At 49.3% G+C, this 26,726-nt stretch carries 28 protein-coding genes; 13 read left to right on the top strand and 15 right to left on the bottom strand.

What is annotated here, in order from left to right; genetic code table 11:
- Positions 1 to 309: 309 nt before the first annotated feature.
- The 5 genes from GVY42_RS15070 to zapA all read right to left on the bottom strand — a co-directional run bounded on the left by GVY42_RS15070 (position 310) and on the right by zapA (position 5,632).
- Positions 310 to 720: a DUF350 domain-containing protein gene (locus GVY42_RS15070; protein ID WP_159561940.1), complete on the bottom strand. Its 411-nt coding sequence runs from the start codon at positions 718 to 720 to the stop codon at positions 310 to 312.
- Between the two features lie 13 nt (positions 721 to 733).
- Positions 734 to 3,088 (bottom strand): endonuclease MutS2, encoded by a 2,355-nt coding sequence (locus tag GVY42_RS15065; protein WP_159561939.1) that lies wholly within the window; start codon positions 3,086 to 3,088, stop codon positions 734 to 736.
- Between the two features lie 15 nt (positions 3,089 to 3,103).
- Complete coding sequence (gene polX / locus GVY42_RS15060) at positions 3,104 to 4,798, bottom strand: DNA polymerase/3'-5' exonuclease PolX (RefSeq protein ID WP_159561938.1); 1,695 nt, start codon at positions 4,796 to 4,798, stop codon at positions 3,104 to 3,106.
- A gap of 67 nt (positions 4,799 to 4,865) precedes the next feature.
- The gene (locus GVY42_RS15055; RefSeq protein ID WP_031421319.1) at positions 4,866 to 5,402 is read right to left on the bottom strand and encodes a CvpA family protein; all 537 of its coding nucleotides are present in this window, start codon (positions 5,400 to 5,402) and stop codon (positions 4,866 to 4,868) included.
- Positions 5,403 to 5,410: 8 nt separating this feature from the next.
- Positions 5,411 to 5,632 (bottom strand): cell division protein ZapA, encoded by a 222-nt coding sequence (gene zapA / locus GVY42_RS15050; RefSeq protein WP_015881047.1) that lies wholly within the window; start codon positions 5,630 to 5,632, stop codon positions 5,411 to 5,413.
- Between the two features lie 217 nt (positions 5,633 to 5,849).
- On the opposite strand from zapA, the gene GVY42_RS15045 reads away from it, so the two are divergent.
- The 3 genes from GVY42_RS15045 (at position 5,850) to GVY42_RS15035 (ending at position 8,225) form a co-directional block, all read left to right on the top strand.
- Positions 5,850 to 7,058, top strand: a complete 1,209-nt coding sequence (locus GVY42_RS15045) for a dicarboxylate/amino acid:cation symporter (protein WP_015881046.1) — start codon at positions 5,850 to 5,852, stop codon at positions 7,056 to 7,058.
- A 72-nt stretch (positions 7,059 to 7,130) separates the two neighbouring features.
- Positions 7,131 to 7,976: a GNAT family N-acetyltransferase gene (locus GVY42_RS15040; protein ID WP_159561937.1), complete on the top strand. Its 846-nt coding sequence runs from the start codon at positions 7,131 to 7,133 to the stop codon at positions 7,974 to 7,976.
- Positions 7,977 to 8,018: 42 nt separating this feature from the next.
- Positions 8,019 to 8,225: a hypothetical protein gene (locus GVY42_RS15035; protein WP_159561936.1), complete on the top strand. Its 207-nt coding sequence runs from the start codon at positions 8,019 to 8,021 to the stop codon at positions 8,223 to 8,225.
- A gap of 31 nt (positions 8,226 to 8,256) precedes the next feature.
- On the opposite strand, the gene GVY42_RS15030 is transcribed toward GVY42_RS15035, so the two are convergent.
- Together GVY42_RS15030 and GVY42_RS15025 are read right to left on the bottom strand one after the other, a co-directional pair.
- Positions 8,257 to 9,552 (bottom strand): murein hydrolase activator EnvC, encoded by a 1,296-nt coding sequence (locus GVY42_RS15030; protein ID WP_159561935.1) that lies wholly within the window; start codon positions 9,550 to 9,552, stop codon positions 8,257 to 8,259.
- 295 nt (positions 9,553 to 9,847) lie between these two features.
- A complete protein-coding gene (locus GVY42_RS15025) occupies positions 9,848 to 10,366 on the bottom strand; it encodes a VanZ family protein (RefSeq protein ID WP_159561934.1) in 519 nt (172 codons plus the stop codon).
- Between the two features lie 158 nt (positions 10,367 to 10,524).
- Between GVY42_RS15025 and GVY42_RS15020 the strand changes: the two genes are divergently transcribed.
- A complete protein-coding gene (locus tag GVY42_RS15020; RefSeq protein ID WP_074037960.1) occupies positions 10,525 to 11,001 on the top strand; it encodes a glutathione peroxidase in 477 nt (158 codons plus the stop codon).
- A 116-nt stretch (positions 11,002 to 11,117) separates the two neighbouring features.
- Complete coding sequence (locus GVY42_RS15015; protein ID WP_236548978.1) at positions 11,118 to 12,197, top strand: peptidyl-alpha-hydroxyglycine alpha-amidating lyase family protein; 1,080 nt, start codon at positions 11,118 to 11,120, stop codon at positions 12,195 to 12,197.
- A gap of 43 nt (positions 12,198 to 12,240) precedes the next feature.
- Here the strand turns inward: GVY42_RS15015 and GVY42_RS15010 are convergent, their stop codons facing one another.
- Both GVY42_RS15010 and GVY42_RS15005 read right to left on the bottom strand, forming a co-directional pair.
- Positions 12,241 to 13,155 (bottom strand): CAP domain-containing protein, encoded by a 915-nt coding sequence (locus GVY42_RS15010; protein ID WP_159561932.1) that lies wholly within the window; start codon positions 13,153 to 13,155, stop codon positions 12,241 to 12,243.
- Positions 13,156 to 13,168: 13 nt separating this feature from the next.
- Positions 13,169 to 13,621: a MarR family winged helix-turn-helix transcriptional regulator gene (locus GVY42_RS15005; RefSeq protein ID WP_159561931.1), complete on the bottom strand. Its 453-nt coding sequence runs from the start codon at positions 13,619 to 13,621 to the stop codon at positions 13,169 to 13,171.
- 117 nt (positions 13,622 to 13,738) lie between these two features.
- Here GVY42_RS15005 and GVY42_RS15000 point away from each other — a divergent pair, with 117 nt between their 5' ends.
- A complete protein-coding gene (locus GVY42_RS15000; protein WP_015881037.1) occupies positions 13,739 to 14,152 on the top strand; it encodes an organic hydroperoxide resistance protein in 414 nt (137 codons plus the stop codon).
- A gap of 92 nt (positions 14,153 to 14,244) precedes the next feature.
- The gene (locus GVY42_RS14995; RefSeq protein ID WP_159561930.1) at positions 14,245 to 15,087 is read left to right on the top strand and encodes a metallophosphoesterase; all 843 of its coding nucleotides are present in this window, start codon (positions 14,245 to 14,247) and stop codon (positions 15,085 to 15,087) included.
- Between the two features lie 28 nt (positions 15,088 to 15,115).
- Here the strand turns inward: GVY42_RS14995 and GVY42_RS14990 are convergent, their stop codons facing one another.
- The 3 genes from GVY42_RS14990 to abc-f form a co-directional block, all read right to left on the bottom strand.
- A complete protein-coding gene (locus GVY42_RS14990) occupies positions 15,116 to 16,018 on the bottom strand; it encodes a cation diffusion facilitator family transporter (protein WP_159561929.1) in 903 nt (300 codons plus the stop codon).
- A gap of 113 nt (positions 16,019 to 16,131) precedes the next feature.
- Positions 16,132 to 16,896, bottom strand: a complete 765-nt coding sequence (locus GVY42_RS14985; RefSeq protein ID WP_159561928.1) for a hypothetical protein — start codon at positions 16,894 to 16,896, stop codon at positions 16,132 to 16,134.
- A gap of 11 nt (positions 16,897 to 16,907) precedes the next feature.
- Positions 16,908 to 18,605, bottom strand: a complete 1,698-nt coding sequence (gene abc-f / locus GVY42_RS14980) for a ribosomal protection-like ABC-F family protein (RefSeq protein WP_159561927.1) — start codon at positions 18,603 to 18,605, stop codon at positions 16,908 to 16,910.
- Positions 18,606 to 18,972: 367 nt separating this feature from the next.
- On the opposite strand from abc-f, the gene GVY42_RS14975 reads away from it, so the two are divergent.
- The 3 genes from GVY42_RS14975 to GVY42_RS14965 all read left to right on the top strand — a co-directional run bounded on the left by GVY42_RS14975 (position 18,973) and on the right by GVY42_RS14965 (position 21,400).
- Positions 18,973 to 19,878, top strand: coding sequence for an MBL fold metallo-hydrolase (locus GVY42_RS14975; RefSeq protein WP_230872783.1), 906 nt, complete (start codon positions 18,973 to 18,975; stop codon positions 19,876 to 19,878).
- Between the two features lie 61 nt (positions 19,879 to 19,939).
- The gene (locus GVY42_RS14970) at positions 19,940 to 20,773 is read left to right on the top strand and encodes an aldo/keto reductase (protein WP_031421296.1); all 834 of its coding nucleotides are present in this window, start codon (positions 19,940 to 19,942) and stop codon (positions 20,771 to 20,773) included.
- Positions 20,774 to 20,785: 12 nt separating this feature from the next.
- Complete coding sequence (locus GVY42_RS14965; RefSeq protein ID WP_159561926.1) at positions 20,786 to 21,400, top strand: PH domain-containing protein; 615 nt, start codon at positions 20,786 to 20,788, stop codon at positions 21,398 to 21,400.
- A 43-nt stretch (positions 21,401 to 21,443) separates the two neighbouring features.
- Here GVY42_RS14965 and GVY42_RS14960 read toward each other — a convergent pair whose 3' ends face one another.
- Positions 21,444 to 21,962 (bottom strand): DUF1836 domain-containing protein, encoded by a 519-nt coding sequence (locus tag GVY42_RS14960; RefSeq protein WP_159561925.1) that lies wholly within the window; start codon positions 21,960 to 21,962, stop codon positions 21,444 to 21,446.
- A gap of 127 nt (positions 21,963 to 22,089) precedes the next feature.
- Between GVY42_RS14960 and GVY42_RS14955 the strand changes: the two genes are divergently transcribed.
- The 3 genes from GVY42_RS14955 (at position 22,090) to GVY42_RS14945 (ending at position 24,833) form a co-directional block, all read left to right on the top strand.
- The gene (locus GVY42_RS14955; protein ID WP_031421292.1) at positions 22,090 to 22,734 is read left to right on the top strand and encodes a hemolysin III family protein; all 645 of its coding nucleotides are present in this window, start codon (positions 22,090 to 22,092) and stop codon (positions 22,732 to 22,734) included.
- A gap of 88 nt (positions 22,735 to 22,822) precedes the next feature.
- Positions 22,823 to 23,518: a DsbA family oxidoreductase gene (locus tag GVY42_RS14950; protein ID WP_159561924.1), complete on the top strand. Its 696-nt coding sequence runs from the start codon at positions 22,823 to 22,825 to the stop codon at positions 23,516 to 23,518.
- A 97-nt stretch (positions 23,519 to 23,615) separates the two neighbouring features.
- Positions 23,616 to 24,833, top strand: coding sequence for an MFS transporter (locus GVY42_RS14945; RefSeq protein WP_159561923.1), 1,218 nt, complete (start codon positions 23,616 to 23,618; stop codon positions 24,831 to 24,833).
- Between the two features lie 24 nt (positions 24,834 to 24,857).
- Here the strand turns inward: GVY42_RS14945 and GVY42_RS14940 are convergent, their stop codons facing one another.
- Both GVY42_RS14940 and GVY42_RS14935 read right to left on the bottom strand, forming a co-directional pair.
- Positions 24,858 to 25,952 carry an MBL fold metallo-hydrolase gene (locus tag GVY42_RS14940; RefSeq protein WP_159561922.1) on the bottom strand — a complete coding sequence of 365 codons (1,095 nt, stop codon included), beginning with the start codon at positions 25,950 to 25,952 and terminating at the stop codon, positions 24,858 to 24,860.
- Positions 25,953 to 26,147: 195 nt separating this feature from the next.
- Positions 26,148 to 26,711: an SCO family protein gene (locus GVY42_RS14935; RefSeq protein WP_159563620.1), complete on the bottom strand. Its 564-nt coding sequence runs from the start codon at positions 26,709 to 26,711 to the stop codon at positions 26,148 to 26,150.
- Between the last annotated feature and the right edge of the window lie 15 nt (positions 26,712 to 26,726).

Below are 26,726 nucleotides of genomic sequence, written 5' to 3'. Positions count from 1 at the left end.
GTTATAGTCAATAAATTAAGCTCAATCAAATTACCACATTCATTTTTTGTAATTTAAACATCTATAAATTTCTATTTTAGATATATTAAATTTCTGAAATATTTGTTTTTTAAACTTTAACTAATCATAGTTTCCAATTATAAAATCAAATTATTTTAACCTTTTTTACTTCCATATGTATGATATAACATCTTTTAAGGATGCTATATCTCATTTCCTCAATAAAACATATACCATAGTGCCGCTGCCACTAAGAACAGCCCGGCCCCGATGAACAAAATCTTAGCCAATCGTTCGTATACCATGTCTTCACCTCACCAATGCCGCGCCGACGACGAGGGAGACCCCAATCGACAGCAAGAATGCCAACAGTCCGACGGCGATATTTCCTTTTTGAATCTCATCGTTCACCTTCAGAGTCGGTGTCAAAAATTCAAACAACCAGTAAGTTGCGAGAAGCAACATGAAGCCGAATCCTCCACCGATGAAGATGTCGATTGTGCTCTCATGATAGCTCTCGACAACACGGAAGATGTTGGCGAGACCGACAATCTTCCCGCCCGTTGCCAAGGCGACGGCAATATTTCCTTTTTGAATCTCGCGCCAGTTGCTGTATGGCGTCGTCACTTCGAAGATGGCAAGACCGACGATAATCATCAGTCCCGCCATCGAATAGAGACCAAACGACTCCAGCATCACTGCAAACGTTAACGTACCCATTCCCAGACTCCCTTTACTTTAGTTCGACGACCGTGACACCGAGTCCACCCTCGCCCATTCCTCCCGGGCGCTGGCTCTTCACGTGACGATGTCCTTTTAAAAATTCTTGTGTCGCCTGACGCATCGCCCCGGTACCTAAACCATGGATGATCCGAACGTTGTCATAGCCAGACACGAGCGCTTCATCGATGTACTTGTCTAGACGTATGAGTCCTTCTTCGACACGGACGCCACGAAGGTCGAGCTCGGACTTCGTCGAGCTCTGTCGTTTGAGCGAGCTGCCTTTCGACTGAAGCGACTTCTCTTTCGAAGGTCCAATCTTCTGAAGGTCGTCCGCTTTGACGTTCACTTTCATGATGCCGACTTGGACGTTGTACTCATTGTCGTTGATTTGTTTCACGATGTAGCCTTTTTGATTGAACGTCGTCACTTTCACTTCTTCGCCCTTACTGAACGTACGTTTCTGCTGGGCTTTTTGTTTCACTTTTTGGATCTTTTTCTCTTGAAGCGTCGGTTTTGCCGATTCGAGCTCTTTCTTCGCCGCGATAATCTCGTGCTCTTTGACGATTCCTTGCTCACGTAGCTTCTTCAAGCGGTCGATGACTTCGTTCGCCTGACGCTTCGCCTGTTCGACAGCCTTCTCGGCTTTCGCCTCGGCCGCGCTATACAAGTTGTCGCGCTCGCGCTCGAATTCGGTCATCTTCGCCTCAAACGCCGCCTGTTCTTCTTCGAAGTCATGGCGCTTGACGATGAGCTCTTGCTCGAGCTGCTCGGCACGTTGCTTCGCTGCTTCAAGCTCATTGATCATCGATTCGACTGACTCTGCATCACTACCGACGTGGCTACGTGCCTTGTCGATGACTTGCTCAGACAGTCCAAGACGACGACTGATCTCAAAGGCGTTCGAGCGACCGGGTACGCCAATCAAAAGACGGTACGTCGGGCTGAGCGATTCGATATCAAACTCCATCGAAGCGTTCATGACGCCTTCGCGGTTATAAGCGTATGCCTTCAGTTCAGAGTAGTGCGTCGTCGCCGCGACGCGTGCCCCTCGACGTTTCACTTCATCTAGAATCGCGATGGCGAGCGCTGCCCCTTCTTGCGGATCTGTCCCGGCACCGAGCTCATCGAAGAGGACGAGTGACATGAAGTCGATCTTGTCGAGCATGCCGACGATGTTTGTCATATGCGAGCTGAACGTCGAAAGACTCTGTTCAATCGATTGCTCATCCCCGATATCGGCATAGACCGCGTCAAACACGGAAAGCTCTGTCCCGAACTCTGCCGGCACGTAGAGACCTGATTGCACCATTAACTGAAGGAGTCCAATCGTCTTCAACGTGACGGTTTTCCCGCCGGTGTTTGGTCCGGTGATGACGAGTGACGTATAGTCTTCCCCAAGTTCGACCGTAATCGGCACGACCTCATCTTTCGGGATGAACGGATGACGTGCCTGCTTCAATTTGATCTCCCGATTGTCGTTCAACTTCGGCTCGGTCGCTTTCATCTCTTGTCCGTAAGCGACTTTCGCGAAGATGAAGTCGAGTTCGGCTAATACATCGATATTCGTCATGATGGCATCATGCACTCCACCGACCTCGTTCGAGAGCGCACTCAAAATCCGATCGATTTCAGCACGTTCCTTCAAGCGAACTTCTTGAATCTCATTGTTGATGGAGACGATGGCTTGCGGCTCGATGAAGAGTGTCTGACCCGAAGCCGACTGGTCATGGACGATCCCACCGAACGCTTGGCGGTACTCTTGTTTGACCGGCACGACATAACGGTCGTTTCGAATCGTAACGATCGCGTCTGAGAGCATCTTCGCATTATTGCGAAGGATGTTGTCAATGCGTGACCGGACACTCCCTTCAAAGCTCCGGAGCTGTGTCCGAAGTCCTCGGAGTTGTGAACTCGCGGAATCTTGGACCGTTCCTTGGTCGTCAATCGCATGACGAATCGCCTGTTCGACTTCAATCAGCTTCGTCAACTTGTCCGCATACTCGTCAAGTCGAGGAATGCGAATCTCTTCATTGTCCTCATGAAGCTTCTCGAAGAAGTTCTTCACTTGGCGACCGCCATACATGACGGCAGCAACGGCGAGCAGTTCGCTCGTCGAGAGGACAGAACCGATTGCGGCCCGTTTCACTTCCGCACGGACGTCCGTGAACCCGCCGAGCGGCAGACGGTCACGAAGACGGACGACCTCGGTCGCCTCTTTCGTCACGTTCAAATTCGAGAGTACCCGGTCGTACGAGTAGTCCGGTTGCATCTTCAGCGCCAAATCTTTCCCGAGCGAGCTCGCCGCATGTCCGGCAAGCTGTTGGCGCAATTTTTCATATTCTAATACGCGTAACGCGTGATCCATCTAGCATGTTCCTTTCTATCGCTTCGCCGCAAAGAACGCCTTGGCGTCTTCAAACGTGAAGCAGTTGATAATATCCGATGGTTCGAGATAGGCTTTCCGTGCGTGCAACACACCGAGGGCCATGTCTGCCATCATATCTGGGTGATGCGTGTCCGTGTTGATCATCACTTTGACGCCCGCTGCTTTCGCTTTCTTCAGCGTAGAAGCTGTCAGGTCGAGGCGGTTCGGGTTGGCGTTCAACTCGAGCGCCGTCCCTGTCTCTTTAGCGAGTGCGATCAGCTTGTCCTCGTCGATCGGATAACCGTCCCGACGACCGATGAGTCGACCTGTTGGATGGGCGATCACGTTGACGTACGGAGAACGGCAGGCGTTCTCCAGACGAGCCATGATTTCGTCGACCGATTGGTCCATCTTCGAATGGATGGAAGCGACGACGTAGTCGAGCGTCTCTAGAAACTCGGGTTCATAGTCGAGTGTCCCGTCAGGACGAATATCCATCTCGACGCCTCGTAACACGTTCATGTCATGTGTCTTCGCTGCTTCTCGGATTTCTTCCCCCTGTGCTTCGAGTCGTTCCTCGGTCAAGCCATTGACGAACGTCAAATACTTCCCGTGGTCGGTGATGGCCATCCATTCATAGCCGCGATTTTTCATCGCCACGACAATTTCGTCGACGGTCAACTTCCCGTCCGACCAGACCGTGTGCATGTGCGCGTCAGCCTTGATGTCTTCGAGCGTGACGAGCTTCGATAAGTCGTGCTCGAACTCTGCATGCCCCTCCCGAAGTTCAGGCGGGATGAATGGGAGACCATACCGTTCGAACAGTTCTTCTTCGGTTTCCGGTTGCCACAATCCGTCTGCTGTCTCGACCCCATATTCGGAAATGGACTCTCCTTTTGCTTTCGCGAGTTGGCGCATGCGGACGTTGTGGTCTTTTGATCCCGTGAAATGGTGAAGCGTCGCAGCGAACGCGCCTGGCTCGACCATACGGAAATCGACCGATACCATCTCTTCACGTTCGAGGACGAGCGAGACTTTCGTCTCGCCTGCCGCAATCACTTCGTTGATGAACGGCAAAGCGAGCAGCTTCTCACGTAGCTCAATCGGCTCCTCGGTCGCGATGATGAAGTCAAGGTCTTTACACGTCTCTTCGGCACGGCGGAAGCTTCCTCCGACCGAATGACGCAAGACGAGCGTCTCCTTCTCTAACACCTCATTGATTTCTTCAACGATTGGTCGCATGACTGCATAAGCCAATCGTTCTGGACGTGATTCGAGGTTCTTCGCGGCGGCGAGTAATTTCTCCACACTCTTCGCCCCGAAACCGGGTAGTGATGCAGCCGTCCCGTCTTCGAGTACACGGATGAGCGACTCCAAGTCGACGACACCGATTTCACGGAGTTTAGCAAGTTTCTTCCCGCCGAGCCCTTGAATTTTCAAGAGCTTCATCAAACCGAACGGAATCTCTTCTTGCAGTGCTTCAAGTACTTCACTGCGTCCTGTGTCTCGATACTCTTCAAGGACTGCAGCCGTCCCTTTCCCGATTCCTGAGATGGACGTCAAGTCGTCGATGTCCTCGAGTTCAAGGTTCGTGTTCTCGAGCGCTGTCGCCACCTTGCGGAACGCATTGATTTTAAACGGGTTCTCCCCTTTGATCTCCATATATTGCGCGATTTTTTCGAGCAACATCATCGCTTCTACTTTATTCATATGCTTCCCCCTCTTCACACAGAAAAGACCGAGACACAAGCACTAGCTTGCATTCCGGCCTGTCGTGTCACAACATCTTATTTGAAAACCAATCCGATAGATATGGCGTGTCTTGAATGATATATGTCGCTAGCGACGATTTGTCGACGGCGTTTTGAACGCTCGCCATCGGCACGAACGCGATCACCCAAAGGATGAAGAATGTGATGACATATGCCTCGAAGAATCCTAGGACAGCTCCGATCACACCTTTTAATTGGCGCAAAATTGGCAAGTCCGTCAAGAAGTCGAGCATCGCCAAGATGAGATGCAAGACGAGTTTCGTAATGAGGAACAAGACGACGAACCAAAAGACGTTATAAAATGTCATCTCAATCCCTGAAAGGGAATTGAGGTCCAACACGCCACCCGGGAGCGTTCCGTCGAGCTGAGACGGATACGGGATCCACAGCTTGAACGCTTCGGCTAACTCTTTATAGTACGTATTGGCGACGAGAAAACTGATGATGAGCGCGACCCAATGGCCGAGCTGTAGAATCGCGCCACGACGGAAGCCGTTGACGATTCCGATAAACAAGAAAAACAGTATAAGTAGCGTAACCATGGATTGATTTATTCTCCCATATTTCGTTTAGTTTTGACGTGGTCGCTCGCGATTTGAATCGCAGCCAAGACCGCTGCCTGACGAGCATCTAGATGAGGGGATTGTTCACGAATTTCGCGGATCTTACTGTCGACCAAAAAGCCTACTTCCCTCACATGGTCAGCGGGTTCTTCGCTTACGATCGTATAGTCTTGACCCGCAATGTGAATCGTTGTTCGTTGTAACTGCACGCGCACCCCTCCTTTACGTCTGTCAGAATTAATCATAACATCGTTTTTATATTAGGAAAAGGAGAAGCCCCTTCCCTTGATATGTACAACATTTTCTAATACCCTTCTAAACAGTTGTCAAACGTCTTTCTTTAGAAAAATTGTAAGAGAAGGTGGCAACATTCCGTAAAATGTGCGAAAATATCAACTATTCAAACAAACAGAAAGGGTGATTGATTTGAAATTACGTATTGGCCTCTTAGGTCGCATCATCATCGCGATCGCTTTCGGTATTTTACTCGGGAGCATCGTACCAGAAAGTCAGAACTGGATCGTTCGGACGTTCGTGACGTTCAACACGGTCTTCGGGCAGTTCTTAGGCTTCGCTATTCCATTGATTATTCTTGCTTTTATCATCCCGGGTATCGGGGAACTTGGAAAAGGAGCAGGAAAGCTGGTCGGACTCACAGCACTCATCGCTTACGCATCAACCATCATCGCCGGAACATTAGCATACTTTGCAACAAGCAACTTGTTCCCGCAAATTTTGACACGGTCGACGACAGGAGCCGAAAATCCAGAAGAAGCCTTGTTGAAAGGGTTCATGGAATTTGAGATTCCACCTGTATTCGGTGTCATGACCGCACTTATCTTAGCTTTCGTCATCGGAATCGGGATTGCCGCGATCGAAAGCAAACGGTCACTCGACCTCGCCATGGATTTCCGCGATATCATCGAACTCTTAATCAGTAAAGTCATTATTCCATTACTTCCAATCCACATCGCCGGAATTTTCATGAACATGACGTACGCTGGTCAAGTCGCTGAGATCCTATCGGTCTTCTCGCTCGTCTTCGTCACAATCATCGTCCTTCATTTGACGATGCTCATGATTCAATATTCAATCGCAGGTGGTCTCAACAAAGAGAATCCGTTCAAGTTGCTCAAGACGATGATGCCGGCTTACTTCACAGCCATCGGGACGCAATCATCGGCCGCGACGATTCCAGTCACGCTTCGCCAAGCGAAGTTGAACAACACGGACGAAGGTGTCGCGAACTTCGTCATCCCGCTCTCGGCAACGATCCACTTGTCAGGGTCGACGATCACACTCACATCGGTCGGTGTCGCGCTCATGTACTTGAATGGCATGCCGATGTCTTACGCCATCGTGCTTCCATTCATCCTTGCACTCGGTGTGACGATGATTGCAGCACCAGGTGTACCGGGTGGAGCCGTCATGGCATCGCTTGGATTGTTCGGCTCGATCCTCGGGTTCGACGCAACGATGCAAAGCTTGGTCATCGCGCTCTATTTGGCACAAGATAGCTTCGGGACAGCGACAAACGTCACGGGTGACGGTGCCATCGCGAAGATTATCCACTACTTCAAACACAACACAAAACTTCTCGACAACACGTCATCGAAACAAGAAGATATCGCATAATGAACGACTTATAAACGGGCAAGCCATCAGGTTTGTCCGTTTTTGTCTACATATAATAAAGGAGAGATACATATGGAATGGATGGAATGGAAGAACCCTGATCACTTCTCAGACCGCGTCATGACGGCATTACTCGACGAGGAGGCAAAGAATAGCCTCATGATTGGCGTCTTGAATAACGTCAAACAAGGAATTTATGAAACGTTTCATCAGTTCACAGTCGAAGAGGACGGAGAGCTTCTCGCCATCCTCCAAGTGACACCACCGCATCCACTTCACTATATCGTCGTGAAGAAGGAGCGCTCGGACCTTCTCCCGTCTTTCATCATCCCCCACCTTTTGAAAGAAGAAGTCCCCTTCTCGGAAGTCGTATCGGAACGACAACAGGCGGAACGGTTTGCGACAGCGTGGCAAGAGATTACATCTGGGACGAGCAAGATGTTCATGTCCCAAGGTCTTTATCGCCTCGACAGCGTGGAAGACATCGACATGGCGACTGGGAGGATGCGAGAAGCGACGGTTGCCGATCAGGCGCAGCTTGAGGCTTGGTATAGTGCCTTCGAAGCCGAATCAGGTCTCCGTTCATCTCCACCAGAGAAAGTAACAAAAGCCGTACAGACGATGCTTGAAAGGGAAGAAGCTGTCTTTTGGGAAGTCGATGGACAGGTCGTCTCGTGTGCGAAACGCGCACGTCCAACCGAGAACGGAATCACTGTTTCGTTCGTCTACACATCACCTAGTGCACGAGGAAAAGGGTATGCACGAAGTCTCGTCGCCGATCTCAGCCGACAGTTACTCGAGACAAAATCATTCTGCGTCCTCTACACTGACTTGACGAACCCGACGTCGAACAAAATCTATCGGGAAGTCGGTTACCAACAAATCATGGACTCTGCCTGGGTCCGATTCGCTAGATGAAACACATCGCCTCCCCTATACTAATAGAGGAGGCGATTTTTCATGAACAGATTATTCGGTTGGTGGCTACGTATCCCGCGACAAATCCGAGTGACCGCTTTGACACTTGTCACGCTCGCGATACTCGGCTATATGGTGTTCCTCGGGGGCCGGAGCATGCTCGATGACCCAAACTTCGATACGCTATGGCTCAGCGTCATCGGTGCCGCACTCTTGACGTTCATCGTCTATCAGGCAACAAAAAAGTGATCGACGCGTTCGTCGATCACTGTCTTTGTGTTTAGAAGAATGATGCTGGGTTAACTGTGCTTCCCGCGCTCGATGAAGAGTACGAATAGCCGCCACGGTGAATCTCGAAGTGAAGGTGTGAACCTGTCGAGTTCCCTGTGCTACCCATGCCGCCAAGGTTTTGTCCTTGTGACACGCGTTGACCCGCAGAAACTGATACCGAGCTCATGTGAGCGTATACTGTCGTCCATACTTGCCCGTTGATCACGTGTGCAATCATAACATGGTTTCCGTATGCGCCACCCCAACCTGCACGGAGGACCGTACCTGTTTGTGCTGCATAGATCGGTGTACCGACTGGACCTGCGATATCAAGACCGTTGTGGAACGAGTAGCCGTTCGCACCGCTTGCTGGACCCCACCCTTGTGAGAGGCGACCGCTTGCTGGACGTTGGAACATGCCACCGCTTGCTGGTGTAGACGCTACCGGTGCTGTTGAAGCACTTGAACCGCTATTCGAGCTTGAACCTTGTTGCTTTTTCGCCGCCGCAGCTGCTGCCGCTGCACGACGTGCTTCTTCTTCAGCACGACGTTGCGCTTCGATTTCTGATTGAATCGCTTGTTCTTGAGCTTTGAGCGTATCTTCCATCTCTTGAAGGCTCATGAGTTTCGATTCGAACTTCACTTTTTCAGCTTCAAGTTTCTTGATTTTCGCAGCGCGCTCTTTCATTTTTTGATCGAGCTCTTTCTGACGTTTTTCAAGTTCTTCTTTTTGCTTCACGAGTGAATCGCGCTCTGCTTTCAAATCAGCTTGCGCTTTCGCGAGTTTTTCTTTCGTTGCTTCGTATTCTTCGAAGATTTGTTGGTCGTTCTCTTGGATCGTACCAGCTGTGATCATGCGTGTGATCAAATCACCGAAGTCTTTAGAACCGAAGATGAACTCAGCCCAGTTGACTGACGAGCCACCGTTCTTTTGCATCGTCGCCATACGATCTTTCATAAGATCTTCTTGTGCTTTCATTTTCGCTTCGTACTTTTTAATTTGTGCTTGAAGCTTTTTGATTTTTTCTTCAGTTGCACGAATCTCAGCTTTTTTCTGAGCGACATCGTTGATGACGTCTTGGAGTTCAGCATCTAACTTGTTGATCTCTTGTTGCTCTTTGCTGATGGCTTGCTCACGTGATTGAATCGAAGAGTTTGCTTTCGACTGCTCGCTGCTATTCTTTTGTCGTTGTTCTTGTACTTTCTTCTGCTTCTCTGTAAGTGAGGCTGCATAAGTCGGTGACGTTCCGCCGATCAAGAGTGCGCCTAGAGTGACTGTAGCTGCAAATTTCTTCAAGTTACCCAATGTGCTTCCCTCCGCTGATTCCCGTGTAGTTTTTATCTATAGTCGTGCAATTATTTTTTAATAAGATAAGTCGCGACATTTCGTTCGCTCTGTGACTCATTATAGCAATCTAAACCAAAAGTTATTTTACACTTATATTTCATTCGTATGACATTGACCTAATTTACGTTTTATCCTTTAAAAAACGTGGGTATAGACAATATTTTGTTTGGTTCGTTGTCACAAAATAGTTTTAAAAAGAAAAAAAGCACTTCAAGAAAGCGCTTTTCACATAGTAACCCATTCATTTTTTTGACTACCTTAAGGCAACATAACCGGTCCGTTTGCTATTTTTCCGTTTCGAACGAAGTAATAACACCCCACCGAATAAGATGACACCTGCGGCAGCACCCGTACTATCCAAAAGGACATCTTCTAACAGCGCGGTCCGTTCAGGAGTCAAACTCTGATGATACTCATCAAAAATCGCCACCGTGTTCGCAAGTGCCCAGGCGAAGAGTAAGTTCAGTCCCGCATGAAGATTCGTTCGCGAGATGGCCTTCACGAATAATGCACCGAGAACGAGGAACGTGACGACATGTGCCGTCTTCCGCATAAAGAACTCAATCAATCCTGTCGTCCCCAACGTATCGAGCGAGATTTCCTTTCCTGCATAGTCGAACTGCACGTTCGCTAGCGTCGGTTCGATCCAGCTCCAATTGAATCGCTCGAGTGGCGAAACGATAGACTGGTCCGAGTAAGGCGTCGCACTTGATAAAAAGAGTCCGATTAAAATAAGCGCAATCCATATAAATTCATTTTTTAAAAATCGCATAACACCGTTCCTTTCTACAACGTTTTTCATTATACGGATTCTTTCTTCGGAATGATGTAACAGCGACATCATGATTTCATAACAATTTGATTGCACGCAACGCGTTCAAGTTCGAGTCTGTCTCCTTCTCTTGGTATACTACAAAAAAAGGGGGAATTATCATGATTTATGATTTTGAAGCAGTAGACATGAAAGGACAATTACAACCGTTAGCTACATATAGAGGCGACGTCTTACTCATCGTCAACACGGCGAGCAAATGTGGATTCACACCGCAGCTCGAAGGCCTCGAATCACTTTACAACACCTATAAAGGACAGGGCCTACAAATCTTAGGTTTCCCGTGCAACCAGTTTGGTCATCAAGACCCGGGCTCCAATGAAGAAATTCAAGAGTTCTGTCAACTGAATTACGGGGTATCGTTCCCGATGTTCGCGAAAGTCGACGTGAACGGCAAGGATGCCCACCCACTCTTCACCTATCTCTCAAAAGAAGCGCCCGGGCTTCTCGGGTCGAAGGCGATCAAATGGAACTTCACGAAGTTCTTAGTCGACCGTGATGGAAACGTCATCGAGCGCTTTTCGCCACAGACGACACCGGCTGAAATTGAGGATGCGGTGAAGAAACTGATTTGACCTCATCCTGAAGGCGTAGATTGATTTCTCTCTACGGTCTAATTGGCGTTTACACTTAAGCCATCTATCATATTCTATGCACAGTAAATCGTGAAGGAGTGTCACACTTGTATAGAATGAAAAAAAGAATGGTGCTGGGAGTCAGCGTACTCCTCGCACTTTCAGTAACTCTTGTATGGCTTGCCCAAGGAAGAACGGACCCCATTTTCAAAGATGAATATGATGAAAAAGCCAAAAGTTCTAGATATACATCTAGTTGGGTTTGGCCCGAGAAGGACAGTGTCTCACATCGTGGAGGAGAAGGTAGCGGTGTCTCTACCTCCCCTTCAGGATATGTCTATTACTTACACCGCGGAGATGGAAGCTATGCGAATGAAGAATTGATCACGACCCCTACAATCACAGTGTTTGATCCAAACACAAACGAGATTGTCGATGAATTTGGGGACAACCTGTTTCAATCTCCTCACGGGATCGAAGTGGACGCTCAAAACAACATTTGGGTAACGGATATCATGTTGAATAAAGTTTTCAAGCTGGATGAACGTGGCAATGTTCTCGCTACGTTTGGGGACGATTATCGCCTCGGCACTGAGACAAGCTTACGGATTCGAAATGAACTGCCTAACTTCCCTGTCCCGATGAATGAATATACTTTCGCACGGCCAACTGATGTGACCGTAATGGAAGATGGTTCATTCATTGTGGCTGATGGATACCGAAATCATCGTATTGTAAAATTCAATCGTGATGGGAACATCCAATGGGAAGTTAATGCTTATGGTTCTTCCGATGGTGAGTTTAACTTGCCTCACGGAATCACTCACGATCAGTCAGGGAACATATATGTGGCTGACCGAAATAATGCTCGCATTCAAGTGTTTGACCAGGATGGACAACATCTTTCCACATGGGATGACACCGAAATCGGAAGACCTTACGGAATCGATACAGGGAACGATGGCAACATCTATCTTGTCGATGGTGGCGATTATCTGAACGGGGAACGTGAAACTCCTAACAGTCAAATTGTCGTTTTAAGTCCGAAGGGAGAAGTCATTGAGCGATTTGGTTCTTGGGGGAACAAGATGGGTCAATTGCGCATCCCCCACGATCTCACTGTACAAGAGGACGGGACAATTTTTGTCGCCGAACTACTAAACGAACGACTTCAAAAATTCACAATCACTGAATAAAGCAAACGAAAGAACGCGCTAAATTCGTCATTAGCGCGTTCTTTTAACGTGGTGTGATGAAGTTAATTGTATAGAAAGGACTACCGTCGTCGTTGTAAGCGAGCCCGACGGCAGCATGGGTGAAGCGCGGCTGCATGATGTTCTCACGATGCCCTTTCGAGTTCATGAGTCCCCAATGCGCATGGAACACGCTCATCTGTCCCATCGCCAAGTTTTCGCCGGCCATCGAATACGAAAGTCCTGCTTCGTCCATTCGATCGAACGGGTCTTGTCCTTCCGGGTCTGTATGGCTGAAGAAATCGCTTTCTGCCATGTTTTGACTATGCGCCCGCACGACCGGATAGAGCGGTTCATAGTCGGCTAAAGCGTTCAATTCAAACTTTTCACGGTCCCAATTCATGAGGATGCGCATCAACTGCTCATTGGCGACCGTTCCCTCTTTCGACAAATCACCATAGTACCCCTCACTCGCCTCTTCGACACGGCGGTCGACCGACAAGATCCCTTTCAGGAGGTCATCATCATGCTGGTCAAAAAAGAAAGTGACATACTGACCATCGATTGCAAAAACGGAAAACGATGGATCGTCCGGAATCAAGTATCGATTCAATCCCTTATTATACGAAGTCACCGCCTCGAAGCCGATGTCCTCGACTTGATCACGGGTCGTTTCATTCAGTACGAGACCTCGATACGTGCTGCCTGTCTCGAACTGATAGAATCCTTTTTTCGCACCGTCCTCATCAATCAGTTCAAGTCCGCGGTCACCGCCACGTTCGACCAAATACCAGTCATGCCCGGCATACTGACTTGCGAACTTTGGCGCGTCTGTCGCTCGTTCGGTCGCCACCTCAGACTCAACCTGAATGCTCGTCGGGGCAGAGACGTTCGGCATCTCATATTGCCAAGCCATATAGAGTCCAATCCCCATCAAGAGGATGATCAATTTTCGAAACATGGCTCCTCCTTCCTTACTGCTCGCGCTGACGCTCCCCGAAATCGTGTAGTCTCGTCTTGATATCGGTAAGCATCTCCATGTATGCGACATACGTCGCTTCGTCTATATTCAGCATACCACTTACTTGTAGCGGCACATTCGCTGCCTGCTCACGCAACGCGCTACCGCTCTCGGTCAAACGAACGATGATTTTTCGTTCGTCGTCAGTCGCACGACTTTTCTCAACATAGCCGATTTGGATGAGCCGTTTGACGAGCGGCGACAATGTCCCAGAGTCGAGCGTCAACCGCGATCCGAGTTGTCGCAAATCGATTCCATCCTCTTCCCATAAGACAAGCATCACGAGATATTGACTATACGTCAGGTTTAGCGGTGCTAAAATTGGGCGATATAACCGGGTAAGCTCTTTTGAGGCGGTATACAATTGAAAACAGATTTGATGTTCTAACTTTAACGATTGGTCCATACGTAATCCTCCGTACTCTTCTTTAGCCAAGCATATCACTTGCGAAACTTTTTGACTGCTCTATAATTTAAATTGTGCACAACTTAATTGTTAAAAATGAAATGGAGGAATTCAATCATGAAATCACTATTCACAGCATCAGCAACAGCAATCGGTGGCCGCGAAGGTCACGTGAAATCAACAGATGGCGTCATCGACATGAACGTCTCGATGCCTGGCGCGAAACACGTAGACGGTGCCACAAACCCGGAACAACTTTTCGCAGCTGGCTATGCGGCTTGCTTCGGTAGTGCCCTCAACCTCATCATCGGAAAAGAACGTGTGAAGACAGACGGTTCAAGCGTCACAGGTCACGTCACATTAAATCAAAATGATGAAGGGTTCTTCATTTCAGTCGAACTTGAAGTCGAAATCAAAGGTGTCGACCAAGCGACAGCAGAGCGCCTTGTCGAAGAAGCACACCAAGTGTGTCCTTATTCAAAAGCAACGCGCGGCAATGTCGACGTCAAATTGACAGCGAAAGCTGCATAACATTCATCCCGCTCTCTGGAGCGGGATTTTTTTTGCTTAACCCTGCCTATCAGAGTAAGATAGAGACACGATTAAGGAAGGAGGGAGCACTGATGAAGAAACATAAATCGACTCTTCTTTTTGTTGCACTCGGCATTTTGTTGTTCACGGCGACGTACAATGGGTTGACCGTCCGGACGTATGACGTGACGTCCGATAAACTGTCAGCAGACGAGTCTCTCCGCATCGTGCTCCTCTCCGACTTACACAGCGCCTCATACGGTTATAAACAGTCGATTTTGATCGACCAGGTTCGTGCACAGAAACCGGACCTCATCGCTTTACCGGGCGATTTACTCGACCGATATCGTTCACCTGAACCCGCCTTCGAACTAATCGAAGGGCTTGAAGGGATTGCGCCGATGTATTTCGTGACCGGCAACCATGAAATCGATGGATCGGATGACTATGTCCGTCACAATGTGAAAGACGTGTTTCGCTCATCTGGTGTCAACGTTCTCGAAGACGAATGGGAGACGGTCACCATCAACGGAATCGACCTCGTCATCGGCGGGCTAGAAGATCCTCTTCGTGGGTTCAGAGAAAATATTTATACGGATTGGGATGCGGAGTCGACTGCGGCGATGCAGGACATCGCCCCCGATGAGACGTTCAGGGTACTTCTTTCGCACCGTGCCGAACAAGTCGATACGTATGCCAAACTTCCATTCGACCTCGTCTTGTCCGGACATGCTCATGGCGGGCAAGTGAGAATCCCTTACTTGATGAACGGATTATTTGCACCTGATCAAGGATTCTTTCCTGAATACGCAGGTGGACTCTATGAGCATGAGACGTTCACCCATGTGATTGGACGGGGATTCAATTACAGCTTCAACATTCCACGTATTTACAATCCACCAGAGATTGTCGTGATCGATGTGAACGGAAAATAACGGACACTCAAGCGAGTGTCCGTTTTTCTTACCAGATGATTCGTTCTTCACAACATTGTCGTTCCCGCTCAATCTGGACCGTCGAACGTTCGAACGTCCCGTATTTCCGGATTCGTTCCGTCACTTGTCTCAAGACGTCTTGATCATCTGTCTCTTCTCCAATTAAAACGTGACAAGTAGCCGCATGTTCGCTCGACGAGATGGACCAGACATGCAAGTCGTGAACTTCCTTCACCCCTTCAACCTTCGAAATCTCTTCTTGCATCGCCCGTACGTCAATCTGTTCCGGTGACCCTTCCATCAAGATATGAATCGCGTCACGCGTCACACGATAACCACTGATTAAAATCAAAATCGCAACAAAGGCGCTCGCGACCGGGTCCGCCCACGTCCATCCGAACAACATGATGAGGATTGCTGCAGTGATGGCTCCGACCGAGCCGAGCAAATCTCCGAATACGTGCAACAACGCACTCTTCACGTTCAAATTATCTTTCTCCCCGCGCATTAAAATCCAGGCGGCAAGGATGTTGACGAGTAGCCCGATGATGGCGACGACAAGCATCCCACCACTTAGAATTTCTGGTGGCGCGCTAATTCGTTGGTATGCCTCGACAAGAATATAGACCGAGATGACGAGTAGTGTCAGCCCGTTAATGAATGCCGCTAAAATCTCGAAACGTCGATACCCGAACGTCCGGTTCGGTGTCGCCGCTTTCGCCCCAAATCGGACAGCGAGGAAACTGAGTCCTAACGCCGCCGCATCTCCTAACATATGCCCCGCATCCGATAATAGCGCCAAACTGTTCGTCCATAGTCCGCCGATCACTTCGACGACCATGAACGCCGCAATCAAGAGAAAGGCGAGTAAGAGCGCCCGCTGATTCGTCGAATGATGGTGATGGTGGTCGTGATCATGATGATGTCCCATAACTGACTCCTCCTTCTACTGTTTATCTTATTCCATTTTAACCAAACATTCAAACGTTCATTTGAATGAAAAACAATAAAAAAAAACGGGAGAATGAACTCTCCCGCTTTGTCTCATTTTTGCTCCAGACGGACACGCATGACGCCGCTATAAGGGAACAGTTTCAATTGGACCGTCTCACCCTCGAACCAAATTCCGGTCGCTTGTTCGCGAGTCGGTTGTAAGTCTGGCGTCGCGGTTGCTTGTTTGTCCCAATCAACGGCCCGTACTTTTTGGTCCCGGACCATGAGGAAGAATCCATCATAGAAATGATACTCGTTAACTTGGTCACGTTGAACGGCAGAAGGACTGCCAAGCTCCGCACGGACGGTTTCGAGATCTTTCCCAATCCAGTCGAGGACGGACTCCGAAGCGTTTGGGACGACTTGTTGCCAAGCGGCAATCACCTCGTCATCCGATAAAGCTGTCGCCTCTGTCGTCACACTTTCTTCTGTGACCCAGCCGGTCAACCGCTCGTTCAACTGAACTTTCACAAATCCACTTACCGTCTCCAACCGTTCAAATCGATCACCCAAGTCGGCTTCATAAACGACCGTGACCCGGTCATCCGCGTATACTTTCGTATACGGTTGCCCGATATAAATCTTATCTGCCGATTCCGTCTCAGCATCAGCATCAGCCGGTTGTTCCGACTCGGAGTCGACCATTTCCGTGGCAATCTCATCAGATTCCGGTAAAGCCGAGTCCTGTTTCTTGTCAATCAGTGCCGCGAACGCGATGATCCCGACCAAGGCGAGCATTAATGCCAATGCCGTCGTGATACGGAACACGCGTTTACGCTTCCGCGTCGTCGCACGCGACAATCTTCCTCCATTCATGTTCTTCACTCCTACTCGATTCGATTCATTTCACTCGTTTCGTCAAATGGTAGGAGGTTTCCTGCTTCATCAAAAAATTTCAATTCATCTTTTGTCAATTCGTCCATCGTTCTGACCATTTGTTCGACATCGACCGGTTCATCGCGCTCATCGTTCTCACGTATGACAATGTGCTCTCCTAATTCAATCGTGCGCGAAGTCAGACGATGAAAGTAGCGGTCGTGGGAAATCAACAATAATCCACCCGGATAGACGGACAACGCCGCCTCGATTTGTTCGCGTGTCGCCACATCTAAATAGTTCGTCGGTTCATCTAATGCCAACAGATGGGCATCCGAGAAGTACAAGATGAGAAACGCGATTCGACACTTTTCTCCCATGCTCGCCTCGGTAATCGGTCGGTGCACTTCATCTCGCCGGAACAAGAAGTGAGCGAGCAACGTCCGCGCCTCCGTCTCTCCGATCTCACTATTGGCGAGTAACGCCTCAAGTAACGTCCCGGTCTCCGGAAGACGCTCGAGCGTTTGTGAGAAATATCCGATTTTCAGACGAGGATGTCGCTTAATCACGCCCGAGTGTGGTACTCGCTCACCGATCAGCACGTTTAATAATGTCGTTTTTCCGCTTCCGTTTGGTCCGGTAATCGAGATCCGCTCTCCTTTATTTATCGAGAAGGAAAACGGTTCATAGAACGGCTTGTCGTATCCAAACGTCACATCCTCACACGTCAGCCATGTCTTCGCTTCGAGCTCATCCGCCGCAAAACGGACGGAGATGGGTTTCTCCTCTTTTGGTTTTTGTGGACGATTGTCTTCGAGCTGCCTTAACTTCTGTTCTCTCGCCTTCATTTTGACTGCGAGATTGGCCGCTCCCTTTTGCGCTCCCGGACTGCGGACACTCGCTGTCGCTTTCGCCTTTAAGTGCCACCCTTTATATTGGGCAATCATCTCGAGAAGTTCTGCCTTTCGGTTCTCGTATCGAGCATGTGCTCGCTCGTCACGCACGCGTTCTTCTTCTTTTTGATGTTTATACGCCGTATAGTTTCCCTGATATCGTGTGACCCGGCCTTCTGACAGTTCAAGAATTGTCGTTGCGACATCGTCCATCAGTTGACGGTCGTGTGAGATGATGAGCACCGTTCCCTTGAACTGGTTTAACCACTTCGTCAGCCAGTCAATCGACTCGAAATCCAGATGGTTCGTCGGTTCGTCGAGCAGGACGAGGTCCACCCGCTTCATCGTCAGTGTCGAGAGCTGAGCTCGCGTCTTCTCGCCTCCGCTTAGCTCGTTAATGTTTCGGAAGAGGTGCTCCTCCAGCCCAAGTCGAGTCAATGCTCTTGTCGCCTCTTGTTCCAAGTTATAAACATCGAGCGCGAGCGCCCGTTCATAGGAGCGCATGACACGTATCTCGTCACCAGAAGATACATCTTCATAGAGGGCATATCGTTCAAGATCACTGCGCATCGTCCACTCAAGTACGGTCATATCTGTCGACTCGATTGTCTGCCGGACGAGCCCGATCTCGCCTTGACGTTCAATCGTCCCGGCTTGCGGGGTCAACTCCCCTGTCACGAGTCGGAAGAGCGTCGTCTTCCCGCTCCCGTTCAGTCCAAATAATACGGCACGCTCTCCAGCCGCGACCTCGAATGAGACCGCGTCAAATAATGGTTTCCGGTCATAGTCAAACCGGACTTGTTTTACTGCTAACATCTGTTTCACCTCGCTTATTAATCCGATACGCGATGAAACAAAAAACACCATCCGCTTCAAAGCGGTGGTGTGAAGGAATCCGTTCAAAGAGGAAAACGAGAGCTTCCCGTATTTGAAAAAATGGACACACTTCACCCGTGACTGTTCAAGCGAACAGTGATGATTCATCTCATCGTTGGAGTGAACGTGTATTTTTCATGGCACGGTATACCTCTCTTTCCTAAGTTACTGCCACCTTATCAAATTGAAAGCGGATTCGCAAGAGTGCACCCCACAATCTCCCATTTTTTCTACTCCTTTAGGCGGATGCGGTGCATCTGTCCTCGCGATATGATGACAATATATTCGAACAGTGAGGTGATGCATGATGCGTCGACGCATCCTCGTTCCGAGTGCCGTCTTGGCGAGCGTCGGAACGTTTCTCTATACACGATTCAAACGTCGTCTCCCCCGTCCCCGCTTTAAATGGCCGGAACGTCCAGAACTGACAACTATTGATGAGACGCATGTGCAGGCAACGTGGATCGGGCATTCGACGGTCCTCATTCATTGGTATGGGCTCAAGATTTTAACAGACCCCGTCTTCTCAAAACGAATCGGTGTCCATCTTGGACCGCTGACAGTCGGCATGAAACGTCACACCGCTCCGGCCCTCTCCATTGAGGAGGTCGGCCCGGTCGATGTCATCCTACTCAGCCATGCCCATATGGACCACTTTGACCATAAAAGTTTGAAGCGACTCATCACTCGCGAGACGATTGTCGTCTCTGCTCCTGGGACGAGCCGGCTGTTGCGCCGATACCCGAGTCTGCAGACGCTTGAACTGCATCCACATGACAAAGTGACACTTGCGAATGGACTCGATGTCCGCGCCATTCCCGTCAAGCATTGGGGCAACCGTTTCCCGTGGGACAAACATATGGGGTACAACGGATACCTGCTCAAATACAAAGGGATTCGTATGCTCTTCGCAGGAGACACGGCGTACACCGACTCCTTCAAAGGACTCGCCGACCGTGAACCGATCGACCTCGCTTTCTTCCCAATCGGTGCCTATCAACCGGACTCGTTCCAGGAAGCGCACTGCACTCCGGAACAGGCTTGGATGATGTACAAAGAGAGCGGAGCGAAGCGTTTCTTCCCGATGCATTGGGACACGTTCGTCCTTTCATATGAACCTGTCGAGGAGCCGTATCACCGTCTCGTCGCGGCCGCAAAACTCGACCGTGACCAAATTGTGATCAAGGCGCACGGGGAAAGCATCCGTCTGTAGTTTTTACTTTCCCTTCATCCAAAATTTCGGTAACGTTATAGACGAGAGGGAGGGATTATTTATGGAATGGACGACGTTGAATAATGACGTCAAGATGCCGATGCTCGGGCTCGGTGTCTATAAGGTTGAAGATGGAGCGGTGACGGTCGATACGGTCAAAGCTGCACTCGATGCAGACTATCGATTGATTGATACGGCTGCGATTTATCAAAATGAAGAGAGTGTCGGACAAGCGCTTCGTGAAGCAGGCATCCCACGGGAAGACGTCTTTGTGACGACAAAGCTTTGGAACGAGTTCCACGGATTTGATGAGGCGCTCCAAGCGTTTCAGGATAGCCTAGATCGGCTCGGACTCGAGTATGTCGACTTGTTCCTCATCCACTGGCCAATGCCCCGTTTTGGCAAGTTCGTCGAAACGTACAAAGCACTCGAACAGTTGTATGAAGAAGGACGCGTCCGAGCAATCGGCGTCTCGAACTTTGAGATCGAACATTTGGAACAAATCATTCAATCTTGCTCGATTGTCCCGGCCGTGAACCAGGTCGAGATCCATCCATATTTGTCTCAGAAAGAACTGATTGCATTCTGCAAACGATATGACATCCAAATTCAAGCGTGGAGTCCACTCATGAAAGGACGCGAAGCGCTCGAAGATGAGACGATTGTCAAGATTGCGAACGCTCACGGCAAGTCACCGGCTCAAGTCATCTTGCGTTGGCATTTACAGAACGGAGTCGCTGTGATTCCAAAATCGGTCACACCGAGTCGAATCAAAGAAAACATACAGGTATTCGACTTCACGTTGACGAAAGAAGAGATGGCGGCCATTGATGCGCTCAATCGTGACGAGCGGACCGGGTCCGACCCGAAAGAGATGCATAAAATCCATTACTGAGGAGTGAATGACATGTTCAAAAAACTAGCTTCTGATTTGACTGGCTTCAGCGACATCGGTGAGGTGATCGACCCGTCCGATTTCGATAAGGCGGACTCGGATGATTACGTCCTCCATGAGGATAACGAAAAGATCTACTTCTTGATCAAATCAAAATCGGATGAGTACTGCTTTACAAACTTAGGTATGATTCACCTCGACGGGACGAGCGCGATGAGTTCGAAACGAGTTCTGTATCGTTACCCTTACGCACACTATCCGATTAAGCACGTCATGTTCGAGACAGCCGGCACCGTCGACCTCGATGTCGAAGTCAAATTCACAATCGGCGAAAAGCCATACTCAATCGATATCAACAAGAAGCAAATCGAGCACGTGAAAGATTTGTACAAGGCACTCCTTGCGATTGAAGAGATTCAGCGAGAAGGCCGTCGCATGATGGAGTATGCGAATACGTCGCTCACACACTCGGTGTCGATTTTGAGCGGACTCCGTGAAGGTGACATGAACGTCCCGAACACGTTCAAGGAATTGAACGAGCAATCGTTCGATTGGCTACAACGTCACTATCATGAATGGAACCGTAAAGACTTCGGTGCGGTTTACGAGAAGTACATCAATAACTAAAAAACAACTCCTCCACAGACGATTCGTCCTCGGAGGAGTTGTTTTAGTTCTCATCAATCAATTGCTCGGCCAATCGCTGATACAAGTGGCTCATATGCACGGCAGACGCGATGGCAAGCGTTCGCTTAACACCGCCCTTATCTTCGAGTGATGTATTTAATAGCGTGTCCGCCTGGGCTTCAAACGCTTCTAGATTCTTCACTTTCTGCGCCTGATACGCCTCGTAGAAGTCTTCAAGTGAGAACGTCTCATCCGACTCGTTCAACGGTCGGAGCGTCTCTTTGATGTCACTGATCGACAAGAGACCTTTCATCTCATAAATCAAACTAAGTAACATCAAATGTTCGTTCGTATACTTTTTATTTTTGACGGGATGGAATAACTTGCCCTTCGCATAGTTGTTGATCATCGTCTTCGTCAGTATGGTCTCATCCTCGTTTCGCTTCATCTTCCCATAATGCTGCTCGAACAACTGGATGACCTGGTCCATGTATAAATCAACGGTCGGCAATACGTCCCGTGGGAGTGTACCTTCCGTTTCGGTAATCTGTTTTGCTTTCATCTGCCTCACCTCACCTCTTCAGTATAATGAAAACGTCGACTTGTCGAAAGGTATACCTTGCTGTTTGTTCCTCTTCAGTATATCATGTAGTTATCGATACTACATGATATGATAAGGAGTGTTTTACATGCATTCGATTTTCCGTGAACCCATCAACGCACTGACGCATCTTGCCGGTGCAGTACTGGCTTTCATCGCCCTCATCGCGATGGTCGTTAAAGCTTCGTTACTCGGCTCGCCACTTGCGATTATGGCCGCGATTCTATTCGGGATCAGCCTTGTTTTTCTTTACTTATCGTCAGGTCTTTACCATAGCATCATCGCCTCACCGAACGTCATCGCTTTCTTCCGGAGAATCGACCATGCGATGATTTACGCGTTGATTGCGGGTACATACGCACCGCTTACGTTACTCGCGCTCGAAGGACCGACGCGGTGGGTCCTCTTCGGTACCGTACACGCACTCGCCTTGTTCGGCATTATTTTTAAACTCGTCTGGTTCCATGCCCCTCGTTTCTTGTCGACCGCGCTCTATATCGGGATGGGATGGTTGTCAGTTTTCTTTATCGGACCACTCCATGACGTGATCGGCAACGCCGGCATCTTCTGGCTCGTCCTCGGGGGCGTCATGTATACGATTGGCGGACTCATTTATGGGTTCAAACCCAAATTCGTCAACTGGCGAGGATGGGGTTTCCATGAAGTGTTCCATCTGTTCATCTTGTTCGGAAGCTTCGCCCACTTCGTCTGTGTGTTTTGGTACGTCTTTTAAGTCCTCCTCGTGGAGGGCTTTTTTTCATGAGCCGTTTCCTGTACTTTGAATTCAAGATTTCCTACACTAAGGACAGGAGGGATTCATCATGAAAATTGAAGTATGGTCAGATTATGTCTGCCCGTTTTGTTATATCGGTAAGCGTCGTCTAGAAGAGGCGCTCGAACAGTTCCCACAGGCAGACCAAGTGGAAGTCGAATTCAAGAGTTTCGAACTCGACCCAAACGCCCCGACGAATGATTCACGTACCATCTATGAGGCACTCGCAACGAAATATCGGATGCCGATTGAACAGGCAAAAGGAACGACAGCACAAGTCGCCGCTCAGGCCCGCGAAGTCGGACTCGACTATGATTTTGAGAACATGGTCGTGACGGGTACGCTCGACTCGCATCGTTTGACGCATTACGCGAAGACGGTCGGGAAAGAAAAAGAATTGTCGGAAGCGTTGCTTCAGGCGTATTTTGTCGACGCGAAACACATCGGGAACCACGATGTGCTCCTTGAAATCGCGACAAGCGTCGGACTCGATTCTGACGCGGTTCGTGACGTCTTGACGACTGACGTGTATACGGAAGAGGTACGTGCAGAAGAGAAGCGCGCGAGCGACCTCGGCATCACGGGTGTGCCGTTCTTCGTATTCGACAACAAGTACGGGGTGTCCGGTGCTCAGCCGACAGAAGCGTTCACGCAAGTGCTCGAAAAAGTCTGGTCTGAGAACAATCCGACAATCCAAGTCCTTTCGAACGGTGCGACGTGCACTGACGACAACTGTGATATTTGATTGATGAAGAAGCCGATGTTCGGCTTCTTTTTTGTGGCTAAATGAATCATTCTCAAGCATAATTATTATCAACAGATAAGAATCGAGGAATACATCTATGTGGAAAAATCGGAACGTCTGGATCATCTTGACGGGCGAATTCGTCGCCGGTCTTGGTCTATGGCTCGGCATCATCGGGAACTTGGAATTTATGCAAGACCGTGTCCCCTCTGACTTTGTGAAGGCGGTCATTCTCGCCATCGGTTTACTTGCCGGGGTCGCCATCGGTCCGCTCGCGGGTCGCTTGACCGACCAAGGTTCTAAGAAAAAAATCATGCTCATCTCGAGCATCGTCCGGGCGCTCAGCGTGATCTTCATGTTCGTCGCCATCGAGACGAATTCGGTCGTGTGGATGGTCATCTTCTTGATTATCTTACAGGGATCGGCCGCTTTTTATTTCCCTGCCCTCCAGGCAGCGATTCCGCTCATCGTGAAAGAACGGGAACTTCTTGCCTTGAACGGCGTTCATATGAATGTGTCTACCTTGTCGCGTGTCATCGGGACGGCGATTGCAGGTGTCCTTTTGACACTGATCTCGCTCCGTAACGTCTACGCGCTCTCGCTCGTCGCCTACCTGTTGCTAGCGGTCGCGACGCTCTTCTTGAAACTCGATGAGACGAAAACGCCCTCGGCGAAAAAGGTCGATGCGAAAGCGTCGAGCGGTTTCAAAGACGTCTTCCCAATCATCAAATCGATTCCAGTCATCTTCATGACACTCGTCATGACGCTCATCCCGCTCCTCTTCATCGGAGGATTCAACTTGCTCGTCATCAACATCAGTGAGTTGCAAGATTCGACGGCGATTAAAGGATGGATTTATACGGCAGAGGGACTCGCCTTCATGACAGGTGCCTTTATGATTAAACGGATCGGAGAAAAATTCTCGGCGTTCTCGATTTTATTCTCGTTCTCGTTTTTAATCGGTGTCGCCCAACTGATGCTCTATTTTGCGGACATCCCGTTCATGTCCATTGCTGCGTTCGTTCTCTTCGGCTTCTCGGTCGGATGTTTCTTCCCGACGGCGGTCACGATTTTCCAGACACGGATGCCAAAAGAATATCACGGTCGTTTCTTCTCGTTCCGAAACATGCTCGACCGGATTATCTTCCAAGTCGTCCTTCTCGTGACAGGATTCTTCCTCGATTTGATTGGACTTCAGCTCATGGTCGTCTTGTTTGGAATTAGTTCGATTGCGATGACCGGCGCATTTCTTGTATACACGAGAAAGCATCAATTGCATATCGAGGAAGATTCCACAGAGAAGATGTCTTCCTAACAAAAAAACAAGCGGTGACCGAGGTCATCGCTTGTTTGCGTCTTCGAGCTCTCGCCACCACGTCGTCGTATCATTCCGACCGTCGAGCGTGATTCTCTCCCCGATTTTTGGAGTGAGGACGACTTCTTTTGGTAAGAGAGATGCCATCTGTTCTGCCGGGTCGAACCAATCATGAAACGAGAGCGTGAAAGCCCCCCAATGAATCGGCATCATCTGATCGGCACGTAGATCACGAAACGCTTGCGCGGTCTCTTCCGGCTGCATATGGACGTCTGGCCAGCGCACATCATATTGCCCGCATTCGAGTGCAGCGAAATCAAACGGTCCGTACTGTTCGCCAATCATCTTGAAATGCGGAGCATATCCACTGTCCCCACTGAAGAAGAGCCGATCCGTCTCACCGAGGACGACCCACGACGCCCACAGCGTGCTGTTGCGGTCCGTCAACGAGCGACCGGAGAAGTGACGCGCCGGCGTACAGATGAATGTCCACGACCCGAACGCATGCGACTCGCCCCAATCCCGTTCTACGATTCGTTCTGCCCCGATACCCCATCGTTTCAAATGGCTTCCGACACCGAGCGGAACGATGAACATGGCGACCTTGTCTTGGATGGCAAGGATTGTCCCATAATCGAGATGGTCGTAATGATCATGCGTCAATAAGACGACATCGATTTCAGGCAAATCTTCGAGTTCAAACGGCAAGTCTTCACTGAAGCGCTCATTTTTGGCGAATGGGAGTGGGGACGGGCTGCGTCCAAACATTGGATCGACAAGCATCGTCTTCCCGTCCATTTGTACCATGAGAGCCGAATGTCCGAGCCAATAGACTCTTGTGAAGCTCGACCCCGTCTTCTCCTCGAAATCGATCGGCACGATCGGAAGACGTTCGGTAGGTTTACGCAATGACGTCACATCACGATAGTCACGCGCCATCGACACCATGTCCTGCGCAGAAAAGGTCATCGGCGTCTCATATTGATTACGAAACTTTCCGTTGACCCGGTTCGGAGATTGAAGCGATTTAGGCTTTCGTCCGAGCGGTTTGTACTGTGTCAGAATCGTTCCGGTGACAGCCGCCATTCCGACCAATGAGAGCAACATCATCTTTTTCATGTAAATCCTCTTTTCTAATAGTTCGTTGAATTGATTATAGCGCGCCTTCTCCGTTTCTATACGAGAAAGTATGTCGATTCGCCTATCTTTCAAAAAATGGCGTGGTCTTCATTGAGCATTCTGGTTATTCCATTATAGCAGGTCTCTTAAACCAAAAAGACCTGCCCACCCGTGTTTGGTGGAGCAGGTCTTCAGTTAAGACTTTTGTAAGATTTTAATGTCATTGATGATGTCTTCGGTCGGAACGTTTTGGAACCCGGGATAAGCCTTCATAATCTTACCTTCCTGGTCGACCAAATAGAAATACGTGCCGTGGTCGACTTGTGTGCCTTCGTCAGGCTTCCGAACGAGCGCCTTAAAGTTCTGTTGAGCAAATGTTTCAATTTCGTCTTGCGAATAGCCTGAGAGGAACTGCCAATCTGCTTTCGCAAGGTCATAGCCACTCATAAACTCCTTCATTTTCTCCGGAGTATCCACCGTCGGGTCGACGCTGAACGAAACGAACTGCACGTCTTCGACGCCTTCTTTTTCAAGCGCTTCATTCAGTTTCGTCATATTATATGTCATCGGTGGACAGACTGTCTCACAGCTTGTGAAAACAAAATCCGCCATCCACACTTTCCCTTTTAAATCGTCAAGACTGACCATTTCTTCATCTTGATTCGTATATTCGAACGATTCGACTTCCCAGTTGAGCGGGTCCTCAATCTCTTGACCACATCCTGCTAGGACGATGAGCATCGTCGTCAAACCAATCATCCACCATTTCTTCAC

The sequence above is a fragment of the Exiguobacterium sp. 8A genome (assembly GCF_902506275.1).
Lineage (GTDB): Bacteria > Bacillota > Bacilli > Exiguobacteriales > Exiguobacteriaceae > Exiguobacterium > Exiguobacterium profundum.
The sequence above is the reverse complement of the archived record's forward strand: the minus strand, read 5'-3'. Positions and strand labels throughout refer to the sequence as shown.